Below are 13,597 nucleotides of genomic sequence, written 5' to 3'. Positions count from 1 at the left end.
CCCAGCACCCGTCCCGCCGCTGAGAACCCGCCGTGCTCGGCGACCATGGAGAAATAGTAGAGATCGTTGAGGTCCTCCAGCACAGCCTGGGTGGCCATTCTATTGTCCGGTTTCAAGTAACAGAGGGTTCAAAACTAGCATCTATTGTGATGATTGTCCTTTGGTTAGGCTGATGACTCACCGAATCAGCTGGCACTCAAGGAGCCCCCGACATGCCTCTGCTTACCGCCGACAATCTTGCGCAATATGGCGACCCGCATCCACGCCAGCGAGTTGCCGTCCTCGACACCGACATGAGCTACGTGGACGTCGGCGCAGGCGACCCCATCGTCTTCCTGCACGGCAACCCCACGTGGTCCTATCTGTGGCGCAATATCATTCCTCACGCGCTGCCACACGGCAGATGCCTGGCGCCGGACGTGGTGGGTATGGGGCTCTCGGGCAAGTCGCCGACTCGCGCCTATTGCTTCGAGGATCATGCCCGCTATCTCGATGCCTGGTTCGAGGCCATGGGGTTGACCAACGTTGTGTTGGTCACCGATGACTGGGGCACTGCACTGGGAGCGCATTGGGCCAACCGCAACCGGGATCGTGTACAGGCGCTGGTGTATATGGAAGGTGTGGTGTTTCCGGGAAGCTGGGACGACTACGCCGGCGCAGGCAAGGACCTCTTCAAAGCCCTGCGCTCGGAACCAGGCGAGCAGATGATCCTTGAGGAGAACCTCTTCATCGAAGGGATCCTGCCTCGCACCACATTGCGCACCCTGGGCGTCGAGGAAATGGACGCCTACCGCGCGCCTTTTGCCACCCGGGAAGACCGATGGCCGACCCTGGCCTGGCCCCGCGAACTGCCTATCGAGGGTGAACCGGCCAATGTCGTCAAGATCATCGAGGCGTCTGGCGCATGGTTGGCGACCGAGGCACTGCCCAAGCTGCTGATCGTCGGGGAGCCAGGCGCGGTGCTCACCGGGCGTGCGCTGGCCTATGCCCGCACCTGGGCCAATCAACGCGAGGTCAGCGTGCCGGGCATTCATAGCCTGCAGGAAGACTCTCCGGCCGAGATCGGCCTGGCGCTGTCGCTCTTCCTGCGAGAACTGCGCCCCATCACCTGAAGCCATCCCATTCACACCCGTGCATGACCTGACCCCTGGAGGTAGACCATGAAACACATCTACAAAGGCCCCGACGATGCGTTGGAAGTGGCGCGCTTTGTCTGCAATGCAGTCAACGGCTGGACCGAAAACCCGACACGGATGATTCCCTATTTCACCCCGGACGGCGGTTGGGAATTTCCGTTCGCGCCCATAGAGTTTGGCCTGTTCTTCAAGGAGGTCCGTGGAGCCGAGGCCATGAAGCGCTACTTCAGCTCGCTCGTGCCTTATATGGAAAATCTGGATATCGGACCGGTAGAAAATTGGATCATCCATACGCTGAAGACCCCGCATACCTACGTTTACGAATACACCGGCACGGCCACCATCAAGGGCTCGGGCAAGCTCTATGAGCAGAACTACATTTCGATCGTGACGCTGGACGGCGGCAAGATCAAAACCTATCGCGAGCATTGGGACCCCTACGTCGCGCTGCGCGATTTCGGCCTGGCGCGCGCTGTTGACGGCGACGCGAAGTAGCGACTGCGACAGTTCCCAATTGCAAAGACGAGGTGAAACATGAACGCAAAAGACGTGGTAACCACGATGTGGACCGAACTGATGACCGCCAAGGACCCGGCCGTTATCCAGAAGTGGGTCGCCCCGACCTACGAGCAGCACAGCCCTTATGTGCAAACCGGCCGAGAAGGTCTTGAGCAGTTAGTGGCAAGCCTGCGAGACGACTACAGCTACGAGCTGGTGCGGATCTTCAGCGACGGCGACCTGGTGGTGTTGCACGGTATTCATCGCAACTGGCTCAACGGCGTATTCACCGGCGGCGAAGCTGTTGTCGGCGTCGACATGTTCCGCGTCGTGGATGATCAGATCCAGGAACATTGGGATGCGTCGGTGCCCGTGATACGCATTTCTGCCTCCGGCCGCACCCAGCTTGACGGCCCGGCGACGGTTGAACATGCAGGCATGACGCAGCAGAGCGCAAACACGGCTAAAGCCTTCGTCCAGACGGTACTGGTCGACAAGCAGCATCAGCGCCTGCCCGAGTTCATCAGCAAGCATGGGTTGGCACAGCACATTACGGAAATTGCCGATGGCGCCGCTTGCCTGACGCAAGCGTTGGCGGTGAGCGACAAGGAGTATGTCGCGATCAGGAAGATGGTGGCTGAAGGTGAGTTTGTCGCGGTCCAGTCAGAAGGGCGGGTCAATGGTCAAACCCACACCTTCTGGGACCTGTTCAGAGTCGATGCGCATGCAAAGATCGCTGAACAGTGGCAGGTAGCGGCGGTGTTCCCCGATGTCGTACCCCACGACAACGGGGCGTTCTAGAGCGTTATTTGTGCGCGCCCAGCCATTCCACGGCCGTGCGCCAGATGCAGATACCCAGGAAATAGGCCGACATCAGCGACCACAGACCAAATGTCCATGGGTTGGTGTTGGGGTAGTCCACCACCATCAGGAAGCTGCACAACAGCCAGATCGTGGTCACCGCAATGTTGATCGGCATGAAGCGCTTGACCCGGAACGGGTGCAGGAACTTCATCGGCGTCACGGTCAACAGCGCCAGGCCGATCACGGTCAGCAGGGTGACCCACGCATCCGGCTGGATGATATAGACGCACAGGGCAACGACGTTCCAGGCGGCAGGGAAGCCGACGAAGTAGTTGTCCTTGCTCTTCATGTTCACGTTGCAAAAGCAGAACAGCGACGACACCAGGATCACCGACACCGCAAACAGGTGGGTGAAATCGGGCAGGTCGATGTAGCGGTAGATAAACAGTGCCGGAATGAATACGTAGGTGAGGTAGTCGATCACCAGGTCCAGCACCGAGCCGTCAAAGCTGGGCAGCACCGTGCTGACATTCACCCGTCGCGCCAGCGAGCCGTCGACGCCATCCACCACCAGCGCCAGGCCCAGCCACAGCAGGCACGCCTTGGGGGAGTTTTCCAGCAGCGCCAGGGTGGCCAAAAAGGCCAGTACCACACCGGTGGCGGTAAAGCCGTGGGCGCCCCAGGCTTTGAGTCTGGCTACATGCAGGGTCGATATCACGGGCGGTTCTCCAAAAGGTCAAACGGGGCAGCCGACGACGTAGCGCCGTCGAGTCTGGCCAGGGAATGCAGGTATCGACCGGGAAGGGGAGGATAAGGTTCACCGCCCGGCGTATCCGTTAGCGTAGCAAGCGTAGGATGTTTCGGCATCAGCCTTGACGGAACACCAGTGCCTTTAACCCGCTCTGGGGGTCGATATCAGGAAATTCCGGTGGGTTTTCCAGCCGCTGTACAAACCGCAGGCCCGGTGCTTCGCGGGTCACGCCGTCGATCAGGAAATCTTCGCCGAAGGCAGGATCGTTCATGCATGCCAGCACGGTGCCTTGGGCACTGAGCAAGTCTGGCAGTCGGCGCAGCACGCGCTGGTAATCCTTGGTCAGCAGGAAACTGCCTTTCTGGAAGGAGGGCGGGTCGATGATCACCAGGTCGTAAGGGCCATTGTTCGTCACCTTGGCCCAGGACTTGAACAGGTCGTGGCCCAGGAAGCTCACCCGGCTCAGGTCATGCCCATTCAGGCGATGGTTGTCGCGGCCACGGCTGAGGGCGCCACGGGCCATGTCCAGGTTCACCACATGGTCGGCGCCGCCTTCGATGGCGGCCACGGAAAAACCGCAGGTATAGGCAAACAAATTCAGCACGCGCTGGCCCTGGGCCTGTTCGCGCACCCAGTTGCGCCCGTAACGCATGTCGAGGAACAGCCCGCTGTTCTGTTTTTTACCCAGGTCGATCAGGTAGCGCAGGCCGTCCTCGGTGATGGTCAGCTCGTCGATGGCGTCGCCCACCAGCCATTCGGTGGTGCTTTGCGGCAGGTAGCGGTGTTGCAGGGCCACGGTGTGCGCGCCGAAAGCGGCCCAGTCGATGTGCAGTAGCGTCTGCTTCAGGGCCTGCAGGTGCTCGGTTTCCTTGAACAACGCCACCAGCACCACCCCTTGCAGCCAGTCCACCGTCAGTTGTTCCAGGCCCGGCCAGCAGCGGCCACGGCCATGGAACAGGCGCCGGGTTTCCGCAGGCGCGTCAGCCAGGGCAGTGAGCAAGTGGGCGTGCAGGGTAGCGAGTGCGTCTGGGTTCATCGTTAAGGGTCAGTCATCGGGCGGGCGGCATTTTAAACACAACTGTGGGTCAACGCGTGGCAATCAGCGCCGGGCCGAATGACTCTTTCAAGAAAACCGGGGCGATATAGCGTTCGTAATGTGCCTCGGACAGCAGAAAAAACTCTCGATCTATCGCATCGCGCAAATCCGCCAGGTGGCGCTCGCGAAACTCTGGCAGCAACGCCAACCCATAGGCATCGAGCCTGGAAATCACCCGCGCACCCCGTGCGATCAGCTGGTATGCCCAGCAATACGGCGACTGGTGCGGCATAAAACGAATCTTGCGCGCTTCCAGCTGCTGTCGCAGGCAGTGCGGGTCGAACACTTCCAGCTTGCTGGCCATCACCTGCACTAGCAGTTGTTCCAGACGCAGCCACACCGCCTGTTTTTCCTCGGCGCTATAGCCATTCCACTGGATCACCTCGTGGTGATAGCGCTTGCAGCCCCGACAGACCAGGTCACCGTAGACGGTGGAGCACAGGCCGACGCAAGGGGTCTTGATGGAGTGCGGCATTTTCAAGCCTTTGAAGAAAGTGTAAGCGTGTTTAGTCGGTGTTTCTTTGTCGCCAAGTGGGCAACGATGGCTTCAATCCATTGCGAGCGACACCCATGAAAACACCGATCAAAGCCTGGCTGTACGCCGTGATGTTCACCGCTGTTGCCGGCTGTTCCAACCCACCTACTCAAAGAGACATCGCCATGCCCAAACCCCTGGTATCCCTCGCCGTACTCAAGGCCAAACCTGGCCAAGAGCACGCTCTAAAAGCTGGCTTGCTGAGCCTGATCGAACCGACGCGGGCCGAACCTGGCAATCTGGATTACGTGTTGTTCGAGCGACGCGACGAACCCGGCACGTTCTACATGCGCGAGGCATTCAAGAACCAGGCGGCACTGGATGAGCATTTTGCCACGCCTTACTTCCAGCGCTTTGCCGCCACGGCGGATGCGTTGCTCAGCGAGCCGTTGCAGTTGATTTTCCTGGAGCAGGTGTCGAACTGAAGCCGTTGACGGTAGGAGCGAGCTTGCTCGCGAAGATCCCAAGGGCGCCGCGTTCATTCAGGATGAGCGCGTTATCGTTGACGTTCTTCGCGAGCAAGCTCGCTCCTACAGCGTTACGTCAGTCCCAGCTCAGCGCACCGCCGGTCTGGTACTCGATCACACGGGTCTCGAAGAAGTTTTTCTCTTTCTTCAAGTCCATGATCTCGCTCATCCACGGGAATGGATTGGTGGTGCCTGGGTACTCTTCCTTCAAGCCAATCTGCGTCAAACGACGGTTGGCGATGAACTTCAAATAATCTTCCATCATTGCCGCATTCATGCCCAACACCCCACGAGGCATGGTGTCGCGAGCGTATTCGATCTCCAGCTGCGTACCCTGCAGAATCATCTGGGTCGCTTCTTCCTTCATCTCGGCATCCCACAAGTGCGGGTTTTCGATTTTGATCTGGTTGATCACATCGATACCGAAGTTCAGGTGCATCGACTCATCGCGCAGGATGTACTGGAACTGCTCGGCCACGCCGGTCATTTTGTTGCGGCGGCCCATGGACAAAATCTGGGTGAAGCCGCAGTAGAAGAAGATGCCTTCCAGCACGCAGTAGTAGGCGACCAGGTTGCGCAGCAGTTCTTTGTCGGTGTCGACGGTGCCGGTTTCGAACTTTGGATCGGAGATCGAGCGGGTGTATTTCAGGCCCCAGGCGGCCTTTTTGGCCACCGATGGAATCTCGTGGTACATGTTGAAGATCTCGCCTTCATCCATGGCCAGCGATTCGATGCAGTACTGGTAGGCGTGGGTGTGGATCGCTTCTTCGAAGGCCTGGCGCAGGATGTACTGGCGGCACTCCGGGTTGGTGATCAGGCGGTACACGGCCAGTACCAGGTTGTTGGCCACCAGGGAGTCGGCGGTGGAGAAGAAGCCCAGGTTGCGCATGACGATGCGGCGTTCGTCGTCGGTCAGGCCTTCAGGGTTTTTCCACAGGGCGATGTCGGCGGTCATGTTGACCTCTTGCGGCATCCAGTGGTTGGCGCAGCCGTCGAGGTACTTCTGCCAGGCCCAGTCGTACTTGAATGGCACAAGTTGGTTGAGGTCGGCGCGGCAGTTGATCATGCGCTTTTCGTCAACGGCGACGCGGGCGGAGGCGCCTTCCAGCTCGGCGAGGCCTTCGGCGACGTCGAGTTTGTCCAGGGCGGCCTTGGCGCGCACGATGGCGGCAGAGTCGTTGGCGGTGACGGCGCGGGCTTCCACGGCGGCAGCGGCGCCGGCACCGTCGAGGCGGTCCATGTTGGCTTCGGTGGCGTGGCCGGCGTTGGCGCCTTTGATCACCGCTGCACCGGTGTCTTCGTTGTCGACTTCATCCCAACTCAGCATGGAAATACTCCTTCCTGGTACTCGAAAAATAAATGTTTTTGCAGGCTACAAGGCATTGAAATACTGCGCGTAGTGTGGTCGGTAAATACCGATGCTGCACACTATGTAGTGGTCTGATCTGTTTGTGGGCACACTATATGGGGTGTGACAACGTTGGTCAACGCACAAGATGTGCGGTCATAGGTCGCTGGCACACACACATTCAGCCGTGGACGGGTCATGAAACATCACTCTTCTTATGTCTTTATCGAATAAATAAATAGATATTTATTCCTTTTAATATTCTATCCGGCAGCGCATTTTGAGGGCCTGCGCATTCGTGCGGATTGACCCAACAGCCAAAAGGAAAGCCGACATGACCATCAAAGCGATCAACGTGCGCAACCAGTTCAAAGGCGTGATCAAGGAGATCCTGCTGGGGGAAGTGGTGTCGGAAATCGACGTGCAGACCGCCTCGGGCATTGTGACGTCGGTGATCACCACACGCTCGGTGCGTGACCTGGAATTGAAGGTGGGCAGTGAAGTGATTGCCTTTGTGAAGTCCACAGAAGTGTCCATTGCCAAGTTGTGAGCGCCCAACAGGGTCAGGGAAAGGCGTGGGGCAGCGCCCTCAGTCAACTCGATTGAAAATTTCCCTGACCTGATCCTCAGGCATGACACCTTTGCCCGTTCCCTCGATCAGCTCGAACGTGCCATCGGCATTCAGCGTGATGCCCAGGGAGCTGGCCAGCGTGACGCTGACGCCGGGCCGTGCTTGAAGCAGTGTCCTGAGCGGTTGTTCGCCCTGCAACGATTGCCCGATGGTGGTGGCCATGCCTTGCAGCGAATCTGAATTGACCCCGCCTACCAAGATGACCTGCCCACCTTTGTTCAGTGATGCGTTCAATCGGTTCAGCAACGCTTGGGTATTGCCGCCCCGCAGGCCCAGCTCCAGGTTGCTGCCGGTCAGGTGCATCAGCGTGCGGGTCTGGTAACGCGCACCGTCCCAGTCGGTGAGCACCGCAATGGCCGAGCAGTCGGTCAGGCTGCGGGTAGAAAGCACGTCGTTGCCGCTCGTGAGTGTCGTGGCTTCACCCATGGTCACCTGCACGGTATTGGCGGCTTTCAGCTTGGCGGTGCGCCGCAACCAGCCCAGGGTAAGCCTGGCCGCGTCGGCCCTGGCCAGGGCTGCGGCCGGATGCACCTGGTTGCCAGGCAACGGTGAAACACGATGGGGGCGCAAGGCCACATCCGGTTTCAAGATGGCATTGGCCTGTTGCAGCCGGTACACCACTTCGCGCTGCTGCTCAGGGTTCATGCCTTTGCAGTGGCGCTTCAATTCGTCGATGTCGGCTTTGCTAAAACCTGAGCGCTGCAGCTGCTTGAAGGCTTTTTTGAGCGGAGCCAGCGCAACAAAGTCGGCCTGAAGGGCCTGCACAGCATGGTTGGCACTCAGAAACTGGCGGTACCCTTGCGCAAGGCTCAGCTCTAGAGGCCCGCATTTCTTGAACCTGATATCCCGGGTTTGCGTTTTATCCAATGGTGCGTAATAGAACTCGGCAGTGTCAGCCTCTACCACCAGGTAGCGCTGGCTGCCGCTGGTGACGACCACGCCTCTGAGCTGGCGTTGATCATTGCTGGCATTGCTGATGCTGCCGAGCTTGACCACCCGGGTATCTTTAGCAAGCGTGTCGGCGCTGTCGCCTGTGTAAAAGCCGAAATCGGGGTCGTCAATGAGCTGGCCGCGCACGTGCGCCTTGTAAGTGATGCGTTCACCGTTTGCGACGGGCACCAGTTGGGGGCCGGTGTCGCCTTTGACTATTTTGTGCAGGCGTTTTTCATAGACCACCGTGCGCTCGCGCGTGAACAGCCCGGCCTTGGACGGGAACAACCGCACGTGCTCCAGGGCCTGCAGGCGTTGTTCGGGTTTGGGCAGGTCGGCGACACGTTTAACGAAGCACTCATCCTGAATGCCGCGTCGCACCCGCCCACCCAGAGCGGGCACAGGGCAAAACGCCTCAAAGTCCTCCAAGGGCTTGGCGTGTTCTGTTGCTTGCAGGTCGGTCAGCTCGCCAGGTCTTGTATTGAGGTAGCGATAGACCCGACCACGGTCCACCAGGTCATAGCCATTGGCGCGTGGCAGGGTATAGGCACTGGGGCTCAAAGGGTGTTCGATGACCATTGCCTGCCGGCCGTCGCTGAAAAGCTCCCGAGTCAGAGGGATCGCGGCCGGTTGCTCAAAGGCAGGCTCCTTCACGGTACCGCCCACGATGGCGAACAGCTCATTGAGCGCGCCATCCAGTGCGGCACTGCTGCCGTGTTTGCGCTCGGCCTGCGTGTCACCCGTGATCGATTGCTCGACACCCAATTGGGCTTCTACAAGGCCGGCGGCGGCCGCGACACCGACCACAACCGGCTCGCCAATCACTGCGAACTTGGCCGCCAGGCCGGCGGCTACGGTCAAATCGTTAAGCCAGGTATCGCGGGTGACCTCGCTGTTGGACTTAATCATGACGTCTGCATCGCGGGACATGCGTTCGCGGGTGGCGTCTTTGATCACGCTGAACACGTCGCCGTGAATGCGCACATTGGCGCTGTCGATAACGGTCCCTTCCAGGGTGTCCCAGTAGCCGCTGGCCAAGTAGCGAATGGCGCTGTCCGCGCCTTTGTTCGAGCGCGAATCGCCGGTGATGAAGGATTTGAAATTGCTCCAGAACCCCAAGTCGCTGTCTTGTCGGTCCCTGAGGGCGAAGTGCGATTGCAGCGCCTTGCGCGTCTCGGCATGCCGGCCTTGCTCGGCCACCCATTGGTCCATCGCGTCCAGGGAATCAAAGCGCAGGAAAGCGGGCTTGTGCCCCGGCATATACAGGACCTGCACGCCGTCTCGACGATCACGTAATTGCCCGTGGCTGCCGTAGTCAGTGGCGGTGAAACGCAGGATGTCGTGAGCGGGGCGCCCGTTGATGTCAAACACGTGAACCCGTGTGCGGCCTTCTACCGGCGCTGTCGCTCGTAGTTGTTCGACGCTCAGGGCTTGGTTTTCATCCAGGGACAGGTTGGCGGCCGCGCCCATCACCAGGCGGTAATCATCGCGGTTAAAGCGCTGCTCGGCCGGCATGTTCAGGCGTTCGGCGGGTGAGGCGCGCTCGTAGGCCTTGAGCTGTTCACGGGCCTGATAAATGAACTCGCCTTTCAAGGCGGTGCGGTAGTCATCGCCATGGTCGCGCCAGAAGCGTTCGAGCTTTTGAGTCATGTGCGCCTGAAAGTCGGTTTTCCAGCTTTCATGCATCAGCTGGGAAGGCGCCAGCGCAAACTGGTTATGGGCACCATAGCCGCCTTGGGTACTTTGCCCGCGGCCGACCGTGTATAAGCCGGCTTGCTGGTCAAGCACGCCGGGTAGCGCATCGTGTTCGCTGAAGTTGCTCAACAGTGCGTCCGGCAGCGCCTGGGAAACCGTGGGCTCTTCCCCCAGATGTTCCCAGTCGGTGACGGTATTGGCACTTTGTGCTTGCTGAAAGCGATTGAGGAAGATGGCGTCGGCATCGACCTTGCGCCCGGTCAACTTGAACACCAGCGCCTCGGCCCATTGCTTGGCTTCGTCGCGCACCCTGGGCAGCGCAGTGTGCGTGGCCTGCAACAGCTGCCGGTAGAGGGCTTTCTGATGGTCTACCGATGTACTTAGGTTTTGCCTCAACGCCGGTTTGCGTGGCGGTTGCAGAGGCTCCACTGAGTAGGCCGGCAAGGCCTGCGGGGTATCGCCGGCGATGGGTTTGAAATCCCAGGCAATGAGGGGGAGTGGGCGTGGCGGCAGAATCATCGACGGGCGGCTCCGGGAGAATTTCAATGGCACAGCGGGCAGCTAAGCCCGGTATGTGCGAAAAATCTCCCGTGCGGTTCCGACCGACGTCAGCGGTTTTGTAAGCTGATCTGCATGCGCTGCACGCCTTCCTCCAGCATCGCCCGTGGGCAACCAAAGTTCAGGCGCACGAATTGCTGGCTGTCATCGCCAAATTCAATCCCCGCGCTCAGGCCCACCTTGGCCTGTTCCAGGAAGAACCGTTGCGGGTCTTCCAGGCCCAATGCGCTGCAATCGAGCCACGCCAGAAACGTGCCTTGCGGCGCATGCATCACTACGCCGGGCAGTCGGGTTTTTACCGCGTCGAGCAGGTAGTCACGGTTGGCTTGCAGGTACTGCACCAGCGCGTTGAGCCAGTCGATGCATTCGCTGTAGGCGGCGCGGGTGGCTTCCAGGCCCAGGGGGCTGACGCTGTCGACCATGCCGCAGCGCGCCTGATTGAAACGCTCGCGCACCTCGGCGTTCTGGACCACGGCGAAGCAGGTCTTCAGGCCGGCCACGTTATACGCCTTGCTCGCTGACATCAGGGTGATGGTGTTCTGGGCGATCTCGGGGCTGAGGCTGGCGGTGGGGATGTGGCGACGGCCGTCGAAGCACAGCTCTGCGTGGATTTCGTCGCTGATGATCAATGCGCCGGTGTCCAGGCAGGCATTGGCTACCGCCAGCAACTCTTCACGGGCAAACACCTTGCCGATGGGGTTGTGCGGGTTGCTCAGCAACAGCGCCCCGGCCCCGCTCAAGGCTTGGCGCATGGCCGGCAGCGGTGTGCGGTACTCGCCATCGATCAATTGGAACGGCACTTCGATGCGTGGCAGGTTCCAGTTGCCGGGCGCCAGGCGAATCGGCCGATAGTTGGGGGTTTGCAGTACCACCGCCTGGCCAGGCTGGACGAAGGCGTGCAGGGCCATATTGAAGCCAGGCTCCACGCCGGGCAGAAACAGCAGTTCTTCAGGCTGTACGCGCCAGGCGTACTTGGCCCACAAGTCGGCAACGATAGCGTCGCGCACGTCCGGGCCGGCCACGCTGTAGCCGAGAATCTGCTGGTCGAGGCGCGCGTGCAGGGCTTGCAAGATGGCGGGCGGCGCGGCGATGTCCATGTCGGCGATCCACATCGGCAGGACGTCTTGCGGGTAACGGCTCCACTTGGTACTGCCGGTGTCGAAGCGTGGGTGGATCGTGTCGAAATCAAAGCTCATGGACAGGCTCGTATCAGGGCGGCGGTAAAAGAATGGCGCCGATTCTAGCGCCATTAATTTTATAGGCCAGAGCTGATTGCCGACGTGCGCAGCGGTGTGCGTTCCATGACCGACAAGTTCTGTAATAAAAACGCCATTGCGCTGGGGATTGAATCGGCTAGGGGCTATTTTGGTGCATCTCAATAATCAGAGTAGCCATGGATGAAATACCAACCCTTGAGTCACACGTTGATTGCGACCGCGCTGGTCTTGACGGTCAACGGTGTGCACGCAGCTTCCCAAGCCCCGGTTGCGGGTGAAAATGGCATGGTGGTCACGGCCCAGCACCTGGCAACCCACGTGGGTGTCGATGTGCTCAAGGCCGGCGGCAACGCGGTCGATGCGGCGGTGGCGGTAGGTTACGCGCTGGCGGTGGTGTACCCGGCGGCGGGCAACCTGGGCGGCGGTGGTTTCATGACCGTGCAACTGGCGGACGGGCGCAAGACCTTCCTCGACTTCCGCGAAAAAGCCCCGTTGGCGGCAACGGCCGACATGTACCTCGACAAGGCCGGCAATGTGGTCGAAGGCCTCAGCGCCAAAGGCCATTTGGCGGTCGGCGTACCGGGCACGGTGTCTGGCATGGAGCTGGCCCTGAGCAAGTACGGCACCCTCAAGCGCGCGCAAGTGATTGCCCCGGCGATCAAGCTGGCCGAAAACGGCTTTGCGCTGGAGCAGGGCGATATCGACCTGTTGCACACTGCCACCGGTGAGTTCGAAAAAGACCAGGACATGCGCGGGATCTTCCTGCACAACGGAAAACCGATGCAGGTGGGTCAGAAGCTGGTGCAGAAGGACCTGGCCAAGACCCTCAAGGAAATCTCGGCCAAGGGCACCGACGGTTTCTATAAAGGCTGGGTTGCCAAGGCGGTGGTGGATTCCAGCCAGGCCGGCAAAGGCATCATCACCCAGGCCGACCTCGACGCCTACAAAACCCGCGAACTGGCCCCCATCGAGTGCGACTACCGTGGCTACCATGTGGTCTCGGCACCGCCACCCAGCTCGGGCGGTGTAGTGATCTGCCAGATCATGAACATCCTCGAAGGCTACCCGATGGCCGATCTGGGCTATCACTCGGCCCAGGGCCTGCACTACCAGATCGAAGCGATGCGCCATGCCTACGTGGACCGCAACAGCTACCTGGGTGATCCGGACTTCGTGAAGAACCCCATCGAGCATCTGCTGGACAAGAACTACGCGGCCAAGCTACGCGCTGCCATCGAGCCGCAGAAGGCCGGTGACTCCCAGGCGATCAAGCCAGGTGTGTCGCCCCACGAAGGCAATAACACCACCCACTATTCCATCGTCGACAAGTGGGGCAACGCGGTCTCGGTGACCTATACCCTCAATGACTGGTTTGGCGCCGGGGTGATGGCCAGCAAGACCGGGGTGATTCTCAACGATGAAATGGATGACTTCACCGTCAAGGTCGGCGTGCCGAATATGTATGGGCTGGTGCAGGGCGAAGCCAACGCCATCGCACCGGGCAAGGCGCCGTTGTCATCGATGAGCCCGACCATCGTCACCAAGGACGGCAAGGCAGTAATGGTCGTTGGCACACCGGGGGGCAGCCGCATTATCACCGCGACCTTGCTGACCATCCTGAATGTCATCGACTACAAGATGAACATCCAGGAAGCCGTGGACGCACCGCGCTTCCACCAGCAATGGATGCCGGAAACCACCAACCTTGAGACATTTGCGGTCAGCCCGGACACCCAGAAGATCCTCGAAAGCTGGGGCCACAAGTTTGCCGGCCCGCAAGATGCCAACCACTTGGCCGCCATCCTGGTAGGCGCGCCTTCCCTGGACGGCAAGCCGGTGGGTAACAACCGTTTCTATGGGGCCAATGACCCGCGGCGCAACACGGGCTTGTCGTTGGGCTACTAAAAGGAGCTGGCATTGTCTCTGTAGGA

At 60.1% G+C, this 13,597-nt stretch carries 12 protein-coding genes; 6 read left to right on the top strand and 6 right to left on the bottom strand.

Annotated elements, in window-relative coordinates; translation table 11 throughout:
- The first annotated feature begins 212 nt into the window (after positions 1-212).
- Genes GIW04_RS06455 through GIW04_RS06445 form a run of 3 tightly spaced genes read left to right on the top strand, consistent with a single transcriptional unit; the run spans position 213 to position 2,435 of the window.
- Positions 213-1,112 carry a haloalkane dehalogenase gene (locus tag GIW04_RS06455; protein WP_120248208.1) on the top strand — a complete coding sequence of 300 codons (900 nt, stop codon included), beginning with the start codon at positions 213-215 and terminating at the stop codon, positions 1,110-1,112.
- A gap of 48 nt (positions 1,113-1,160) precedes the next feature.
- A complete protein-coding gene (locus GIW04_RS06450) occupies positions 1,161-1,631 on the top strand; it encodes a nuclear transport factor 2 family protein (RefSeq protein WP_120248207.1) in 471 nt (156 codons plus the stop codon).
- A 39-nt stretch (positions 1,632-1,670) separates the two neighbouring features.
- The gene (locus tag GIW04_RS06445; protein ID WP_120248206.1) at positions 1,671-2,435 is read left to right on the top strand and encodes a nuclear transport factor 2 family protein; all 765 of its coding nucleotides are present in this window, start codon (positions 1,671-1,673) and stop codon (positions 2,433-2,435) included.
- Between the two features lie 4 nt (positions 2,436-2,439).
- Here the strand turns inward: GIW04_RS06445 and pcsA are convergent, their stop codons facing one another.
- The 3 genes from pcsA to GIW04_RS06430 form a co-directional block, all read right to left on the bottom strand.
- The gene (pcsA, locus tag GIW04_RS06440) at positions 2,440-3,156 is read right to left on the bottom strand and encodes a phosphatidylcholine synthase (protein ID WP_003191017.1); all 717 of its coding nucleotides are present in this window, start codon (positions 3,154-3,156) and stop codon (positions 2,440-2,442) included.
- 148 nt (positions 3,157-3,304) lie between these two features.
- The gene (locus GIW04_RS06435) at positions 3,305-4,225 is read right to left on the bottom strand and encodes a class I SAM-dependent methyltransferase (protein WP_057709934.1); all 921 of its coding nucleotides are present in this window, start codon (positions 4,223-4,225) and stop codon (positions 3,305-3,307) included.
- 49 nt (positions 4,226-4,274) lie between these two features.
- Complete coding sequence (locus GIW04_RS06430) at positions 4,275-4,760, bottom strand: DUF1289 domain-containing protein (protein WP_003191019.1); 486 nt, start codon at positions 4,758-4,760, stop codon at positions 4,275-4,277.
- Positions 4,761-4,945: 185 nt separating this feature from the next.
- On the opposite strand from GIW04_RS06430, the gene GIW04_RS06425 reads away from it, so the two are divergent.
- Entirely contained in the window at positions 4,946-5,245 is a 300-nt protein-coding gene (locus GIW04_RS06425; RefSeq protein WP_032901053.1) for a putative quinol monooxygenase, read from the top strand.
- 118 nt (positions 5,246-5,363) lie between these two features.
- On the opposite strand, the gene GIW04_RS06420 is transcribed toward GIW04_RS06425, so the two are convergent.
- On the bottom strand, positions 5,364-6,614 hold the full coding sequence (locus GIW04_RS06420) for a ribonucleotide-diphosphate reductase subunit beta (RefSeq protein ID WP_003191024.1): 1,251 nt from the start codon (positions 6,612-6,614) through the stop codon (positions 5,364-5,366).
- Between the two features lie 355 nt (positions 6,615-6,969).
- Between GIW04_RS06420 and GIW04_RS06415 the strand changes: the two genes are divergently transcribed.
- Positions 6,970-7,185 (top strand): TOBE domain-containing protein, encoded by a 216-nt coding sequence (locus GIW04_RS06415; RefSeq protein WP_003173733.1) that lies wholly within the window; start codon positions 6,970-6,972, stop codon positions 7,183-7,185.
- A gap of 39 nt (positions 7,186-7,224) precedes the next feature.
- Here GIW04_RS06415 and GIW04_RS06410 read toward each other — a convergent pair whose 3' ends face one another.
- Both GIW04_RS06410 and GIW04_RS06405 read right to left on the bottom strand, forming a co-directional pair.
- Positions 7,225-10,410, bottom strand: a complete 3,186-nt coding sequence (locus GIW04_RS06410; protein ID WP_183043770.1) for a dermonecrotic toxin domain-containing protein — start codon at positions 10,408-10,410, stop codon at positions 7,225-7,227.
- A gap of 89 nt (positions 10,411-10,499) precedes the next feature.
- The gene (locus tag GIW04_RS06405) at positions 10,500-11,645 is read right to left on the bottom strand and encodes a MalY/PatB family protein (protein WP_094775407.1); all 1,146 of its coding nucleotides are present in this window, start codon (positions 11,643-11,645) and stop codon (positions 10,500-10,502) included.
- A gap of 201 nt (positions 11,646-11,846) precedes the next feature.
- Between GIW04_RS06405 and ggt the strand changes: the two genes are divergently transcribed.
- A complete protein-coding gene (gene ggt, locus GIW04_RS06400) occupies positions 11,847-13,571 on the top strand; it encodes a gamma-glutamyltransferase (protein WP_034135541.1) in 1,725 nt (574 codons plus the stop codon).
- The last annotated feature ends 26 nt before the right edge of the window (positions 13,572-13,597 follow it).

It is taken from the genome of Pseudomonas sp. PA-4-8C (assembly GCF_021606625.1).
GTDB lineage: Bacteria > Pseudomonadota > Gammaproteobacteria > Pseudomonadales > Pseudomonadaceae > Aquipseudomonas > Aquipseudomonas lactis.
The sequence above is the reverse complement of the archived record's forward strand: the minus strand, read 5'-3'. Positions and strand labels throughout refer to the sequence as shown.

Coding starts and splice junctions, on each gene's coding strand:
- GIW04_RS06410 (WP_183043770.1), bottom strand. CDS start 10,410: ATGATTCTGCCGCCACGCCCACTCCCCCTCATTGCCTGGGATTTCAAA.
- GIW04_RS06435 (WP_057709934.1), bottom strand. CDS start 4,225: ATGAACCCAGACGCACTCGCTACCCTGCACGCCCACTTGCTCACTGCC.
- GIW04_RS06405 (WP_094775407.1), bottom strand. CDS start 11,645: ATGAGCTTTGATTTCGACACGATCCACCCACGCTTCGACACCGGCAGT.
- ggt (WP_034135541.1), top strand. CDS start 11,847: ATGAAATACCAACCCTTGAGTCACACGTTGATTGCGACCGCGCTGGTC.
- GIW04_RS06430 (WP_003191019.1), bottom strand. CDS start 4,760: ATGCCGCACTCCATCAAGACCCCTTGCGTCGGCCTGTGCTCCACCGTC.
- GIW04_RS06445 (WP_120248206.1), top strand. CDS start 1,671: ATGAACGCAAAAGACGTGGTAACCACGATGTGGACCGAACTGATGACC.
- GIW04_RS06420 (WP_003191024.1), bottom strand. CDS start 6,614: ATGCTGAGTTGGGATGAAGTCGACAACGAAGACACCGGTGCAGCGGTG.
- GIW04_RS06415 (WP_003173733.1), top strand. CDS start 6,970: ATGACCATCAAAGCGATCAACGTGCGCAACCAGTTCAAAGGCGTGATC.
- GIW04_RS06450 (WP_120248207.1), top strand. CDS start 1,161: ATGAAACACATCTACAAAGGCCCCGACGATGCGTTGGAAGTGGCGCGC.
- GIW04_RS06455 (WP_120248208.1), top strand. CDS start 213: ATGCCTCTGCTTACCGCCGACAATCTTGCGCAATATGGCGACCCGCAT.
- GIW04_RS06425 (WP_032901053.1), top strand. CDS start 4,946: ATGCCCAAACCCCTGGTATCCCTCGCCGTACTCAAGGCCAAACCTGGC.